Annotated in this window: 13 protein-coding genes; 11 read left to right on the top strand and 2 right to left on the bottom strand. The window is 48.7% G+C overall.

What is annotated here, in order from left to right; all coding sequences use genetic code 11:
- Window positions 1–6 precede the first annotated feature (6 nt).
- A complete protein-coding gene (locus D3H35_RS02110) occupies window positions 7–1,902 on the top strand; it encodes an AraC family transcriptional regulator (RefSeq protein ID WP_119147565.1) in 1,896 nt (631 codons plus the stop codon).
- 132 nt (window positions 1,903–2,034) lie between these two features.
- On the opposite strand, the gene D3H35_RS02105 is transcribed toward D3H35_RS02110, so the two are convergent.
- Window positions 2,035–2,664 (bottom strand): YfbR-like 5'-deoxynucleotidase, encoded by a 630-nt coding sequence (locus D3H35_RS02105; RefSeq protein ID WP_119147564.1) that lies wholly within the window; start codon window positions 2,662–2,664, stop codon window positions 2,035–2,037.
- Between the two features lie 124 nt (window positions 2,665–2,788).
- Between D3H35_RS02105 and D3H35_RS02100 the strand changes: the two genes are divergently transcribed.
- The 6 genes from D3H35_RS02100 (at window position 2,789) to D3H35_RS02070 (ending at window position 8,745) form a co-directional block, all read left to right on the top strand.
- Window positions 2,789–3,571 (top strand): RHS repeat-associated core domain-containing protein, encoded by a 783-nt coding sequence (locus tag D3H35_RS02100; protein WP_158593905.1) that lies wholly within the window; start codon window positions 2,789–2,791, stop codon window positions 3,569–3,571.
- Window position 3,572: 1 nt separating this feature from the next.
- Window positions 3,573–3,866: a hypothetical protein gene (locus D3H35_RS02095; protein ID WP_119147562.1), complete on the top strand. Its 294-nt coding sequence runs from the start codon at window positions 3,573–3,575 to the stop codon at window positions 3,864–3,866.
- A gap of 243 nt (window positions 3,867–4,109) precedes the next feature.
- On the top strand, window positions 4,110–4,415 hold the full coding sequence (locus tag D3H35_RS02090) for a hypothetical protein (protein WP_119147561.1): 306 nt from the start codon (window positions 4,110–4,112) through the stop codon (window positions 4,413–4,415).
- A gap of 192 nt (window positions 4,416–4,607) precedes the next feature.
- Window positions 4,608–4,997, top strand: coding sequence for a hypothetical protein (locus D3H35_RS02085; protein WP_119147560.1), 390 nt, complete (start codon window positions 4,608–4,610; stop codon window positions 4,995–4,997).
- Between the two features lie 621 nt (window positions 4,998–5,618).
- On the top strand, window positions 5,619–7,571 hold the full coding sequence (locus tag D3H35_RS02075; RefSeq protein ID WP_119147558.1) for an AraC family transcriptional regulator: 1,953 nt from the start codon (window positions 5,619–5,621) through the stop codon (window positions 7,569–7,571).
- A gap of 118 nt (window positions 7,572–7,689) precedes the next feature.
- A complete protein-coding gene (locus tag D3H35_RS02070) occupies window positions 7,690–8,745 on the top strand; it encodes an NAD(P)/FAD-dependent oxidoreductase (protein WP_119147557.1) in 1,056 nt (351 codons plus the stop codon).
- A 213-nt stretch (window positions 8,746–8,958) separates the two neighbouring features.
- Here the strand turns inward: D3H35_RS02070 and D3H35_RS02065 are convergent, their stop codons facing one another.
- Window positions 8,959–9,903: a LysR family transcriptional regulator gene (locus D3H35_RS02065; RefSeq protein ID WP_119147556.1), complete on the bottom strand. Its 945-nt coding sequence runs from the start codon at window positions 9,901–9,903 to the stop codon at window positions 8,959–8,961.
- 315 nt (window positions 9,904–10,218) lie between these two features.
- Here D3H35_RS02065 and D3H35_RS02060 point away from each other — a divergent pair, with 315 nt between their 5' ends.
- The 4 genes from D3H35_RS02060 to D3H35_RS02045 are packed head-to-tail and all read left to right on the top strand — an operon-like array spanning window position 10,219 to window position 15,078.
- On the top strand, window positions 10,219–11,550 hold the full coding sequence (locus D3H35_RS02060; RefSeq protein ID WP_119147555.1) for an LLM class flavin-dependent oxidoreductase: 1,332 nt from the start codon (window positions 10,219–10,221) through the stop codon (window positions 11,548–11,550).
- A 46-nt stretch (window positions 11,551–11,596) separates the two neighbouring features.
- Window positions 11,597–13,216: an ABC transporter substrate-binding protein gene (locus tag D3H35_RS02055; RefSeq protein WP_158593904.1), complete on the top strand. Its 1,620-nt coding sequence runs from the start codon at window positions 11,597–11,599 to the stop codon at window positions 13,214–13,216.
- 18 nt (window positions 13,217–13,234) lie between these two features.
- The gene (locus D3H35_RS02050; protein ID WP_119147553.1) at window positions 13,235–14,158 is read left to right on the top strand and encodes an ABC transporter permease; all 924 of its coding nucleotides are present in this window, start codon (window positions 13,235–13,237) and stop codon (window positions 14,156–14,158) included.
- A gap of 32 nt (window positions 14,159–14,190) precedes the next feature.
- On the top strand, window positions 14,191–15,078 hold the full coding sequence (locus D3H35_RS02045; RefSeq protein ID WP_119147552.1) for an ABC transporter permease: 888 nt from the start codon (window positions 14,191–14,193) through the stop codon (window positions 15,076–15,078).
- Window positions 15,079–15,080: the final 2 nt, after the last annotated feature.

Here is a 15,080-nt window from a genome sequence, read left to right as displayed (position 1 = left end):
GTGCGTATGGATTGGGAAGCCCACATCGAACGGTGGAGCCGAGCCGCCGTTAAACTGCTGGATATTCGCCAGCTTTCTGTGAAGAATGGAACTGTCCCTGATCGCTATGCGGCGCCTGCCAGCTTCTTCGTAGTTATTACCCATGGAGAGGCGAGAGTGAGTCTGTCCGGGACGGTCTATCGAACCCGTTCGCTTCACATTCTGCACGGAGGACAGGATGCGGAGCTGGGCTTTGTGCCGCTTGGAAACGATTTTTCCTGCTTTTTGATTCTGTATAAAGCCGATTGCGCCTCGCCGGAGGATCGGGAGAGCTTCCATTTTTCGTATTCATACACTCCTTATGCGTTGCTGCCGCTGCAGGAAAAGTGTCAAACGATGTATCGCCTGTGGCAGCAAGCAACTCCGATGGACAAGCTGCAGGCGCAGTCTGCCTTTCTTCCATTTGTGTACGAGGTCATGCGGCAAATCCGCACGTCAGCAACGGAAGACAACAGACCGAACGTCGTAACCGAAGCGATTCACTATATTCATGAGCATTACAGAGAGTCGATTACAGCCGAGGAATTGGCCGGGATTTTCGGTTGCAGTGCGAGCTACATGTCGCGCTTGTTCAAAAATCAGATCGGAGCCGGTCCGATTGAATACCTGATTCATGTACGCATTAATAAAGCGAAGCAATTCCTGAAAAGATCGGAGGCTCGTATCCAGGAAATAGCGAAAAGCGTTGGTTATGCGGATGTCTATTATTTCAGCCGTTTGTTCAAAAAGCATGCCGGCTGCTCTCCGCTTCAGTTCCGAGAGAACAATCGGCAGACGGTTCAGCATAATCCATCGAGTCTGTTAAAATCATCTATTGTGTCTCAAAAGCCCATTTCCCATAATGAGAATGAGAGTTATTATCAATTGGTTGGGGAAGGGGACACATCGATGTTCAGATTTTCAAGACCGGCATTCGGAGCAATGATGCTATTATGCACAACCTTGCTTCTGAATGCATGTCAGACAGGAAGCAATTCAGCAACGCCAGCCTCACAGCCTGCTTCGGCAGACGCCTCTGCGGACAGCGCGGCTGGAGAAACACGTATTTACAAGCATTTGAAAGGCCAAACGGAAATTCCTGTGAAGCCTCAGCGTGTGGTCAGTCTCTTTCATTTGGGCGAACTGATGGCGCTTGGGGTAAAGCCGGTTGGCTCAACTACCTATATTCTGGATAATCCGCTGTTAAGCGATATTTCCGATATTGCAGATGTTGGAGTTCCGCCAGATGCTGAGAAGATTCTGTCGCTGGAGCCTGACCTGATTGTTACAACGGCACCATTCGCGGAAGCCGTGGAGGGCGGGTACGAAACGCTGAACCGGATCGCACCGACCATTGTTGTGGAGCAGTACAACGATCCGGTCAAGGATGTAGAAATGTTTGGCGATATTCTCGGCAAGCAGAAGGAAGCGCAGCAATGGAATGAGGCATTTGCGGTAAAAATAGCCGAATACAAGGAAAAGATTAGCCCGTTTATTGGGGCTGATGACACCTTCTCGATTTTGAATGTGCGTCCCGGTGCGCTATTTATTTACGGTGATACCAATATGGGAGGCAACATTATTTACAAGTATTTGGGTTTGAAGCCAAACGAAAAAGTAAAGACGGACGTCATTAATGGAGAAACATGGGAAATATCTGCCGAGGTGATCCCCGAATTCATAGGCACCCAGTTATTTTTGGCTGTAAATGAAGGAGCAGAGAAAGACTTGAAGGACTTAGAAAAGCTTATTCAAAGCTCGCCGGCAGGGAAAGCAGGAAAGATTTACAATATTGATTTCAAACAATTTCTGCCCAGCGATCCGATTGCAGTAGAGAAGCAGTTGGATATCATCGCTAATTTGCTGATTGAAGGCAACAAATAAAAGGTGCTTCCACCACAAGAAACCCGTCCTCTTCGGTCGGGTTTTTATTTTGGAAAGAAACATCAGGGAGAGCAAAAATGCAGGGGACTAACATAAGGGGGAGAGTCGCAGAATGGGCAATCAGCGATGAGGCTACGATGCTAACGCTTCATCCGTAATCTTGGCAATGTCGATAGGAGAGCGCGATCCTTCTTTGACCAAATCGGGCAAAATGTGATTCAAAAAATAGTCGACGCAATGAAGCTGGATTCCTTTGATTTTGATCAGAGCGCTTCGATACATGACGATAAATTCTTTTTCCGTATTTCCTCGCTGCAATTCCGTGAAAGCTTCGTAGACTTGATCCAGCTTGTCTGCCACTTCCAATATAAGACCTTCCACCGAATCGTCCTTCCCTTCGCGCAATTGCCTGCGGAAGATCGGCTTGAATTCCTCCGGAATGTGCTCGTCAATGAAATGGGCGATCATGCCTTCCTCCACTTTTTGCAGCATGGCTCTTAGCTCCAGCGAATAGTGCTTGACGGGCGTTTTAATATCCCCGATAAAGATTTCGCCGTAATCGTGGCTGCTCGTTATTTCGTACAGCTTCTTCCAATCGATGGCGACTCCTTTGCTTTCTTCGATGTCGGCCAATGTTTTGGCATATTGAACAACCTTCCACGAATGAGCCGACACGCTGTGCTCCTCGAACTTGAATCGACCCGGGCAGCGAATAATGCGTTCCAAATCGTTTAACGACTGAAAATAGGTGTGTATTCCCAAATTATGATCTCCTTTATTCGATATTTACGTTAATTATAGATTCATTATGTTAACGGACGATCAACTTGAAAGGAACGGGTGCGAATACCTAGTATTCCCTAACTTATTTCCGTTAATCGGCGGCATGGCTGATATTGCCGTCCTTTTTGAATCCGGCCGGAGGCACATCGCAAATTATAAGTTTGAAGCCTGCACCGATTCCGTTTACGCTACGAACTATAGCTATAATGGAGATGGCTACCGGACGAGCGTCGTTGATGCGGTGTACGGAACGACGAAGTTCTACTGGAGTGGCGATCAGATCGAACTGGAGGCAGACAAGAGCGGGCAGATGAGAGCTCGCAATGTCTACGGTCTGGAGCGCATCGGACATGTCATCGGCTCCGGCTCGACCAGCTACTTGCCGAATGAGGCCAATACGTATTATTACTTGTATGACGGGCATGGAGATACCCGCGCCTTGTTGGACGTTTCTGGCGAAATAGCAAGCGGCTATCGTTACGATCCATGGGGACGCGTCACGTCTGCGACTGGAACGTTGGACAATCCTTATCTGTACGCGGGCGAATACACGGATGTGACAGGACTTCAATATTTACGAAGCCGTTACTACAATCCTGCCATAGGACGGTTTTTGACGGAGGACACGTACCCAGGGCAGCTTAGCAATCCGCTGACCATGAACTTGTACGTGTATGTCGGCAACAATCCGATGGTCTACACGGATCCGTCCGGCCATGTATGGAAGGCGTGGCACGACGGACCGGAATGGCTGCCTTTCAGTCAGAAGTACATCGATAACTACGAAAATAATTTGAAACAGGGTCTGGATTGGATCGACAGAAAAAACAAAGCTTTAGGCTCGACTGCCCGAGTGCAGATACGCTCTCGTCGACGACATCAATGATATGGTCGATGACTGCACGACAATTCAAGAGAAACTTCTTGCTGCAACGACGTTGTTGCCAATCGGAAAAGCTGGCAAAGCCATTAGGGCAGCCGAAGAGGCGGCAGAGGCAGCGAACGCCGGTCGTAAGATGGTGGAGAAGGAAGTTGCGAAAGATGTGGGTAAGGGTGCGGGAAATACTATTAACGGTATCCCCAAATACTCTTTAAGTGATGTGGAAGCACGGACCTGGTACTTAGAACAAGAATCAAAGATACCTAGTCTATTAAACAAAAATGCAACATTGGAGCAATAGGCTAGACAAGCATCTGAATTAAGAAATCAATATCGAACACAAGCTAGAGAATTAATGGCCGATATTGAGGGAGCAAATGAGTTGTTTTGGAGTCAACCGAATTTAACATGGGAACAGGTTGTTAAAAAGTATTCGGATAAAGGTTTAAAAGGTGACGCACTATGGGAAGAGATTATTAACGCATCTCAAAGGTCCAGGTCAAGTGTAAATAAATCACTTGGACTAGAATGATGGAGGGAATCTATGAAGTTAAAAATAGCAGAAGTGATTCTCGATAACGGGGATATTGACTTGATCTTTGATGAGTTAACAAAGCGTGAGGATTTTAAGTTAATATTAGACAAGTATTTGGAAATTAAGGAAGTCAGACTTGTTAAGGAAACTGAGGATGAGTTTAAAAAGGCTTGTTTATTGGAAACTGATAATTTTCAATTTGTGCTTGTGTACGACTCGGATAGTTTTGTCTGGAATTATATGTATGCTGTTAAAAGGGAGAACCATGGATTATTAAAAGAACTATGTCGAAGTGTAGCCGAGTTTATCTCATAGTATAAATAACTTTTAACCTTGATTGGTACCCAGTGCCTAATGAACCGATAATTCAACCAATAACACATATAACCAATGCCAATGGTGATGGTTACAACGTATCATGTGAAACGTAGAGAAGATCTGTGGAAATTGCTAAATAACAACAAACACGATATGACTATTAATCTGCAATAAGGAGGTAGCATTTTCATGCAATACACAACAAAACTAGTTGAATTAAGTCCGCTAATTGAAGAGGAAGCCGTTCTTGAAATACACGGACAAAGAATCGTGGCTTTTATCAATAACTGCCCCTTTGAGATAGATAAGGGAGGGCAGTATCTTATTGAAATTGAATTGTCTATTCTGGATGACTTCATAATTTCTCAGGCTGATTCAGACGGAAATGGTATCAAACAGATAGAAAATGGTTTTTCGCATTTTATTAGCGGTATTTTGAATATTGATAGTGGTACTATAGATGTAGGTACAGGTATATTATTTGAGATTGATAGGGAGTTTCTTTTTGATTATGGATATCTTCATAATCAATACGTACAAATTCGGGTGGATAGATTAAGTGTTGATTTTATTGGTTGATATGATAAACCTTGATTGGCTACATGCCTTTCAAGGTTTTTTCTTGAGGGGCTACCCAGTGCCGAATGATTCCATATCCGGCCGAGTCCATTACCGACACTTCGTTTATGTTGAAATGGTCTCAAGTGTCCGACGTCTGAAAAAGTAGACAGGTTCGAAGTGTATCAGTCGAGCGTGTCAGGAACGAATTTTAATAGTGGTGCGAAGAAACTAGCTCGTTTTCAAGAACGGTCGTACGGCTGTATCGAACGAAATTGCAGTTACGACTCGTGCGGCAGGGGTCAGCAGTCAGATTATGACCTTTCAATACGATGCGGCGGGCAATCTGATCGCGGAAACCGATCCGAACGGCAACCAAACTGTGTATGGCTACGATGCGTAAACCGACTCGTTGCCGTTACCGATGCGCTTGGAAAAACGACTGCTACCGCCTCCACCAAGAAAAAGCCGACCGCGTGAGGTCGGCTTTTTGCGTGTAGCGAGGGTCAGGAATTCCGCAGGAATCATTGAAAATGAGAATGATTATCACATATAATGTTAATGAATCCGAGTCGATAACTTGTCTGTGTTGCCGGATAATCGATAGACGTTGCTACCAACAGTAAAGGTTGCGTGAGTTCAATGAATCAGAATGACCATTTGCGATTATGGAAAACCGCCTCCATCCGAGTATTAGATATTCGTTATACTCAGATGAAGAAAGGGGAAGAGCTTCGTTCCTATCGTTTGCCCGCAAGCGGTTTTCTCTATTCGGTTCGAGGCAAAGCGCGTGTAATATTGGACGGCAAGATGCATGATGTGGAGCATTATCACGTGTTGCATAGCGGAAGGGGCGGATGTATCGACATCAACCGTGTAGGAGAGGAGTTCGAATATTATTTAATTCTCTATAAAGCGGCGTTGCCTTTGCCCATTCGTCATACCCTTTTGGAGTTGATGGAAAAGAGCAATCCGTTTCAAATGCAGTACGTTTTTGCGCCATCCTATCCTATCAACTTGCTGGACAAAGTTCAAAAGATGTATCAGGAATGGAATAAACAGGGGGAACTTGAACACTTCCATGTCAAAGCATTATTTTATCAATTCGTATACGAGCTCTTGCGGCAACAACAGGATTGGGAAATTCATCCCTTCAAGCCAGACCTGGTAGACCAAGCCGTTTATTATATAGAGGAGAATTATAACTCCCCCATTACATTGCTTTCGGTTGCAGAAAAGTTCAATTACAGTATTTCATATTTGGGTAAGCAGTTTAAGCGAAAGACGGGAAAGAGTCTGATCGACTACGTGATCCAAATAAGGATGCAAAAAGCGCAGAGCATGCTGCTAACGATAGATGCAACGCTGCAAGAGATTGCTTCCAGGGTGGGTTATGCAGATGTATCCTATTTCGTTCGTCTCTTCAAAAAATATAGCGGCATCACCCCCAGTCGGTTCAAAACTCAGTATCAGAACAAACGGAAAGTAGCAGATTATCCTATAATGAGGAGCAATTACGCTAATGATTGGGAATGGCTTTGGTGCTATATTGATAATGAATTTCATTATCATGGAAAGAAAAAAGGAGACTTATCGATGGTTAAAGTAACAAAACCCTCTATGCTAGCGACTCTATGCTTATGTTTTGCTTTATTGCTCAGCGCTTGTTCAGGAGGGGCGGCAACGACGAATACGGGGGCGACGGAGCAGAGCGGGGCAAGTCAAGCAGCTGCAACGAATCCAATCAGCAACGCATCCGAGACAAGAATATTTGTAGACGATTTGGGTAGCGAGGTTGAAGTTCCCGCCAATCCCAAGCGAGTCGTTGTTGCGACATGGCACTACCCGGGTCACTTCCTGAGTTTAGGGATTACGCCGATTGGTGTTTTTGAGAATGCGAAGGAAAGCAAGTTTATAGGGGATCAAGTCAAGGATGCAGAATTGCTGACTCAAGAAAGCGTTGAGCAAACTTTGGCGCTCAATCCGGATCTCATTATTACCGATTCGACTAACCCGAATATTGATAAGCTGAAAGAAATTGCGCCTACCGTTGTTTTCGATTTAACGAAGCGAACCAATCGTCTTGAAACTCTTCTCGACATCGGTGAGATTGTAGGCAAGGTTGACGAAGCGCAAAAGCAAGTCGCGAATTGGGAGAACCGGCTTGCCATTACAAAGAAAAGATTTGAAGAAGAATTCGATTCCTCTCAAACCGTGAGTGTTATTGGCGATTACACCAAGGAATTGTATATTTACGGACCCAATTTCGGTCGCGGAACGGAAGTGTTGTATACGTCGCTCGGATTGAAATACCCGAAAATCTTAGAAGATCAGTTAAGTAAAAACGATGTGAGATATGTACAGCTTTCCGAGGAGCTATTGCCCGATTATCTAGGAGATTATGTATTTATCTCTGGTCCGACAGAGGAAAGAAAGACGATTTTGGACGATCCGTTATATGCAACGCTACCTATCGTTCAGAATAAACGCGTTTACTATATTCATGAACCCTCGTTTTATTTCAGCGATCCAATTTCATTAAACGGACAACTCGACTTTTTTGAGCGCATTTTGTTAGATGGCGCGAAGGAATAGTGCCTCCTTGTTCATTGAACGGAGCACGTTGCGAATCAATCGGTTGTTGATTGGCAACGTGCTTTAGCTATTCGGACATGCAAGAAATGGAACAAATTTTGATCAGGAGGAGGACGAGATGAATACGGAATTGTATGATGTAACGATTATCGGCGGCGGTCCGGCGGGACTTTTTTCTGCTTTCTATAGCGGTTTAAGAGGAATGAAGACCAAAATCATTGAGTTTCAGCCTTATTTGGGCGGAAAGGTCAACGTATATCCGGAGAAAATGATTTGGGATGTCGGAGGGCTGACGCCGATTCCCGGGGCTGCGTTGATTGAGCAGATGGTTCAACAAGGGTTGACGTTTGATCCCGATGTGGTACTGGGAGAAAAGGTCACCTCAATCAATAAAAATGAAGACGGTTTATTTGTCATTCGAACGGCAACGAGTCAAACCCATTTTTCGAAAACAGTGATCTTAGCGATTGGCGGCGGTATTATAAAGCCGATTAAATTGGAAGTGGAAGGTGCGGAGCGGTTTGAAGTGGGCAATTTGCATTATGTCGTCAAATCGCTCGAACGTTTTAAGGAAAGAACCGTATTGATTTCCGGCGGTGGGAACTCCGCTGTTGATTGGGCCAATGAATTGGAGCCGATTGCGAAAAAAGTATACTTAACGTACCGGAAAGATATGTTGAAGGGGCATGAAGCAGATGTGGCCCGTCTATTTGACAGTTCCGTTGAATGCTTGCTTAACACAACAATTGACAAACTGATTGCCGGGGAAAATCACGAAAACATCGAGAAGGTAGAGTTGGTCGATAGCGAAGCAGGCGCTCGAACTGTGCTTAAGGTGGATGATGTGATCATTAATCACGGTTATGAACGGGATAAAGAGCTGACATCGAAAAACAATCTAAATATTAAAATGAAGGACGAGTACTTTATTGACGGCAATCCCATGAGTGAGACATCGGTTCCAGGCCTGTTTGCGGCGGGAGATATTTTGCATCATGAAGGTAAGCTTCACTTAATCGCAGGCGCATTCCAGGACGCGGCCAATGCAGTGAACAAAGCCAAACAATATATCGAGCCGGGGGCGGAGGAGACAGGACGAGTTTCTTCGCATCATGAAATATTTAAAGAGAGAAACCAAAAACTGGTTAAACATTTGTATGAACAGCGAACTTAGCTTGCTGCACTTCAGGAGCAGAACTCATTTTATTGGGAAAGCATGATTCACTTTGGCTCCACCATGCAAGTTCACAACCGGACGAGGATGCGGGTTTTGTTATTTTTGGCTTAAATAAAACGGAGTCCGACCATCGAGAAAAAGAGGTTGGGCTCCGTTTTAATTTGCATCGTATCTTGTTCGTCCCAGACAGTTGCACGGGCCTTCCAAACCTCATACATTGCGGGAAGAAATTGAAGGAAAGATAGGTGACGCAGCAGAGTCGATCGGCTGAAGAGGCTTCGTCAGTCCTTCGCGCAAGCATTCGATCAGCTTGATCGAAGCCGAGCTCAATACGGCTCCCGATTCCTTGCGCAGCAATCCGGTAACGAGGCCGGAATCCAAATCCTCGATCTCTCTTAGCACGGTTCCAGCAGGGGCGGGAACCGCCGTAATATAGGGCACGACAGCGAGGCCAAAGCTTGCCTGCACATAGAACTTCAAAGCGGCCATATTGCCGATCTCCATCCCGTTGTAGGGGCTCCCGCCTTTCTCAAGCAGGGAGCTCTCCAGCTTGCGGCGGAAAGGGCAGACGTTAGTCGTCACGAGCAGGTTCTCATTCTGAAGGTCCCGAAGATAGATGGCTTCTTTGACCGCTAGAGGGTGACTGTCCGGCATGAGCAAGCCCAGCTTCTCGACGAACAGCGGCTCGAACAGGTGGCCGATTCCCGTGTCCGGAGTCGTGCAGATGACCCAATCTACTTGATCCTCCTCCAGCATCTGGTGGAGAACGGTCGTATTGCCGATTTGAATGCTAATCTGAACCTTCGGATATTGCTGAAGGAACGGTCCGATAATAGCCGGAAGCCGATAGCTTGCCGTCGGCTCCATCACTCCGAGCCTCACGACTCCCGCTTCCCCTTGGACCAGCTCCGCCATGGAGGAGTTCAAATGGTCGTAGTCCTTCAGAAGAACGTCCGCTTTTTGGTTCAACAACCGTCCGGCCTCCGTCAGCCGCAGCTTTTTCCCTCGCTCCAAAAGCTTCAATCCCACATCGGTCTCCAATTTTTGAATGTGCATCGTAATGGTGGATTGGCTGTATTGCAGCTCATCCGCCGCTCGTTGAAAGCTTCCGTGCTTGACGATGGTCTGAAACGTTTTGATTGTTCGAATATCCACTGTGCAGCCCTCACCTTGAAAGTCGGTTCATAAAAACTGAACGAACTCTTTCTTTTTTTCAATTGTACAAAAGGAGAGTAATCCGTTATAAATATCTTAGCACAAATTACAATTAAACCAACTGGTTTACTAGATTTAAAAGAAACCGGCGTTCGCGGGAGGTCGAATGCAGATCATGGAAGCGCGAAGCAGTTGATTTATAAAAAGTGAATCTACCGTTCAGACAATCCAATTTTACAAACGCGCTGCAACCGTCTATCATAAAAACAAGTAATTTTATCGGAAAACTAATAATTAAACAAAGGAGAGATTAACATGGCGAGTCAACGTCAATTAAAGCTTGGAGCGATGCTTCACGGAGTAGGAACGGGATGGGACAACTGGAAGCATCCGGACGCGGTGACGGATGCGGGGACGAACTTCCCATTCTATGCGCGCCAGATTCAAAAAGCGGAAGCGGGAAAATTCGATTTCGCTTTCGTGGCGGACAGCGTCTACATAACGCCAAAGTCGACGCCTCATTACTTGAACCGCTTCGAGCCGCTTACGGTGCTGTCCGCGCTTGCGGCGGTTACTTCCAAGATCGGCTTGGTCGGGACGCTGACGGTCAGCTACAGCGAGCCGTTCACCGTAGCCAGACAGTTCGCGTCGCTCGATCACATTAGCGGAGGGCGCGCCGGCTGGAACGTGGTAACCTCGTTTCTGGAAGGGACGGCGGACAACTACAGTAAGGATAAGCATCTGGATCACGATGTTCGTTATCGGCTTGCGGATGAGTATCTGGAGGTTACGAAAGGGCTGTGGGATTCATGGGAGGACGACGCCTTCGTCAGAGACAAGAAGGCGGGAGTATTCTACGAGCCCGGCAAGCTGCACGAATTGAATCACAAGGGCGAGTTTTTCTCGGTGAAAGGTCCGCTTAATATCGCTCGATCCAAACAAGGCCAGCCGGTGATTTTTCAGGCGGGCACCTCGGAGGACGGCCGGAATTTCGCAGCGAAGCACGCCAGCGCCATCTTCGTCGGACATGGGAACATCGAGGATGCGAAGCTTTACTACCAAGATATGAAGCGACGCGCAGCCAGCTTCGGAAGAGCTCCGGAGGAGCTTCTTATCCTACCGGGAATTAGCCCGATTATCGGAGTTACGGAAGAAGAGGCGGAACGCAGATACCAAGAGAAGCTTGGCCTGGTCACCATCGAAAACGCTCTTGTTGCGCTCGGAAGACCGTTCAGCTACTTCGATTTCTCCCAATATCCGCTGGACGAGCCGTTCCCGGATTTGGGCGACATCGGCTTGAACAGCCATAAGAGCTTTACGGAATTCATCAAAAAGGAAGCCAAGGAAAAGAACTTGACCCTTCGCCAAGTGGCGCTGGCTGTCGCGACTCCGCGAAGCATCTTTACGGGAACGCCAGTTCAAGTGGCGGACATCGTACAGCAATGGTTTGAAGCGGGCGCAGCCGACGGCTTCATTATTAGCCCGGAAAACTTACCGACCAGCCTAGAGGATTTCGTAGAGCATGTCGTTCCGATTTTGCAGCAGCGGGGACTGTTCCGCGCCGAGTACGAGCACGATACGCTTCGCGGGCATCTGGGCTTGAAAATTCCTGAAAATCGCTATGCAAAAGAAACGGTATACGGTTGATGCGGTCCGAAAACTAAGAACGAGAAAATCGACGGGACGGGTGGATATGAAAGCGAAGAACAAGATGATCAAAGGATTGACAGCCATATTGACGGCCGCATTCGTGCTGGCGGGATGCCAATCCGGCAATGAGCCGACGAGCGCCGAAGCGTCCGCTTCGGCGGCAGCGGGCACGCCGACGGCAGGCGGTCAACTGAATTTTGCGTTAAGTACCGTTATCGCGAACGATATTTTGGACCCGCAAAAGACGGGCAGCCCGCAAAACTCCCGTATTCAGCGGAACATTTTCGACAGTCTCGTAGAGGAGCAGCCGGATCACACGTTCAAGCCGTGGCTCGCGACCGACTGGGAGATCGCGCCGGACAATAAGAGCTACACGTTCCACCTGCGGAAAGATGTCAAATTCCACGACGGGACGCCGTTCAACGCCGAAGCGGTCAAGTTCAACTTTGACAGGATCGGCAAGCTGGAGGCGCCGGGAGTAGCCAAGAACGATATCGGCTCTTACACATCCTCCGAAGTCATTGACGAGTATACGATCAAGATCCATTTTGCCACGCCGTTCGCGCCATTCCTGACGAATTTGTCCAAGGAAAACCTGGGCATTATCTCTCCGGCAGCGGTGCAAAAATACGGCGACGAATTCAGCCATCATCCGGTTGGCACCGGTCCGTTCCGATTCGTGAGCTATACGGCTGGGACGGAGTACGTGCTGGAGAAGAACCCGGATTACAATTGGCCGCCGTCTTCCGCCAAGCACACGGGAGCGGCCTATTTGGACAAAATCGTCGTGAAGGTCATTCCGGAAGAAGCAACAAGGGTCGGAGTACTGCAGAGCGGGGACGTGCAGGCAGCGGATATTATCCCGCCCCAAAACATCGTGTCCTTCAAAAGCGATCCGAACTTCCAAATCTATCAGGCGGAAATGCTGAACTATAATCCGGCGATCCACTTGAACTCGAAGCGTCCTCTGCTGACCGACGTCAAGGTCAGGGAAGCGCTGCGAACGTCGCTCGATCTCGATAGCATCGTCAAAACGGTCTATCTGGGCACGTATGACCGCGCTTATACGTATCTCTCGCCGTCCCTGCTCGGATCGGACGCTTCATTGAAAGACGAATGGAAGTCGAGCATCGAGGACGCGGGCAAGGCGCTGGACGAGCTGGGATGGAAAAAAGGCTCCGACGGCATCCGCGTCAAAGACGGTAAGCGGCTCAGTCTGGAAATGATCGACTTCTACGCGAATCGCGAAAAACGAATGGACGTTATGGCGCTCGTGCAAAACCAATGGAAGAAAAACGGCATAGAGCTGAAAATAACTTCGTTGTCGGTAGGCGCTTATACGGAACGGTCCAAGACGGGCGATTTCGATCTTTGGATTGGAAGCCAATATGGCGCCGATCCGGATGTATTCCGCTCGGTAGCCAACTATTTCGACTTCAACGATCCGGAGCTTGCGAAGCTGCTTGATCAAGCCTACGGCGAGCTTGATCGGGAAAAGCGCGTCGCCATCTACAAGCAAGCCCAAAAACGTATTTTCGACCAAGCGACGGTTATTCCGGTCTACGTGTTCCCGTATACGGTCGGCGCATCGAAGTCGCTGCAAGGATTGGCGTTCGACGCTCACGGATTCCCGTTGTTTTATGACGCCTGGTTGAAAAAATAAGTTGAGAGGTTCGAGGCTATGTGGAATTCGATTCTGCGCAGGCTGATCGCGTCCGTGTTCGTCGTATGGGGCTCGCTCACGCTCGTCTTCTTCATTATGAACGTATTGCCCGGCGATCCGGCGGAGCTTATCGTCGGGCAGACCGCGACGGAGGAGACGATCGCCAAGCTTCATGAAAGTCTCGGTCTGAATCGGCCTTTGCTGACTCAGTACACCGATTATATGTCGGGCATCGTCAGGGGCGATTTCGGAGTGTCCTTCATTAGCAAGGAACCGGTTCTTCATCGGTTGCTTGAGCAGTTTCCGGCGACGCTAACGTTGACCGCGGCCAGCGTCATCGTCGCCCTCGCGCTAGGAATCACGCTTGGAATCTTGTCGGCGGTTTACCGTAATCGGCTGCTCGACTACGTCATTAGAACGCTGACCTTGTTCAGCATTTCCATGCCGACGTTCTGGCTCGGCATCCTGTTGATTCTCATCTTTTCCGTCAGCTTGCGCTGGCTTCCGGCTATCGGCAACGGCAGCTTCGAGCAGCTCGTTCTTCCGGCATGCTGCCTCGGCTTCGCATGCTCGGGAGCGCTGGCCCGCATGGTGAGGAACAGCATTCTGGAAGTGCTTGGAGAGCCCTTCGTCGTGACGCTGCGCTCCAAGGGCTTGTCGGAGAGAAGCGTGCTGTACCGCCATATTCTTCGCAACGCCTTGATTCCGACGATTACGCTGACCGGAATATTGATCGGAGAGCTTCTGTCGGGCTCGGTCGTCACGGAAACCGTCTTTTCCCGGCAAGGCATCGGCAGAGTCGTCGTAGACGCGATCATGCAGAAGGATATACCCGTCGTGCAGGCGGCGATATTGTTCGCTTCCATCTTTTATATTCTCGTGAATCTCGCGGTCGATCTTTCCTATTCGTATGTCGATCCCCGAGTGAGGAGCAAAGCTTGACTGAATTTAGGCTATGAAAGGGTGTGAAAGCGATGAATGCGGAATCCGTAACGTTGCGTCCGAGCCGTTCGAGCAGACTGATCCGCGTCCGCATGCGATGGAGAATATCGTGGACGGGGCTGGTGCTCGGACTGGCCGGATTAGCCGTCGTCTTTTTGGCGCTGTGCGCAATTGCGCCTCAATGGATCGCGCCGTATTCACCGCTCGTCATGAACGTCGACGCCATCTTGAACGGTCCGTCCGCCGGGCATTGGCTAGGTACGGACCAGTTCGGCCGAGACGTGTTCACGATTATCGTCTACGGAAGCCGTCAGTCGCTATTGACCGGAATCGGGTCCGTCCTGATCGGCGGACTGATTGGCTCGTTGATCGGCTTGCTGGCGGGTTATCGAGGAGGATGGATCGATTCCTTGTTCATGAGGCTGATCGACGTCGTCATGTCCATTCCCGGCATCCTTCTGGCCGTCTCGATCTCGGTGGCGCTTGGGTCCAGCCAGTTGAACGTCATATTGGCGGTAAGCGTCGCCATGATTCCGGGATATGCGCGAGTTGTGAGAGGGCAGGTCATCACCGTCAAAAGCCGCCCGTTCATCGATGCGGCGCGCGCCGTCGGAGCTTCGAATACGGAAATCATGCTCCGCCACGTGCTGCCCAACTGCTTTTCTCCCTTGCTCGTCATGGCCGCGATGGGAATCGGCAGCTCGATTCTGATGGGCTCTTCCTTGAGCTTTCTGGGACTTGGAGAGATCGGGGAAATTCCCGATTGGGGCTTCCTGCTGTCGCAGGGCCGCAGCTATTTGACTGTCGCCTGGTGGATCGCGACGTTTCCCGGATTGGCTATTACATGTCTGGTCGTTGCGGTTAATGTCCTTGGCGACGAGCTTCGGGACCGATTGGATCCGAAAAGCGGAAGAAGGTGAAA

It is taken from the genome of Cohnella faecalis, assembly GCF_003570905.1.
Taxonomy (GTDB): Bacteria; Bacillota; Bacilli; order Paenibacillales; family Paenibacillaceae; genus Cohnella; species Cohnella faecalis.
The sequence above is the reverse complement of the archived record's forward strand: the minus strand, read 5'-3'. Positions and strand labels throughout refer to the sequence as shown.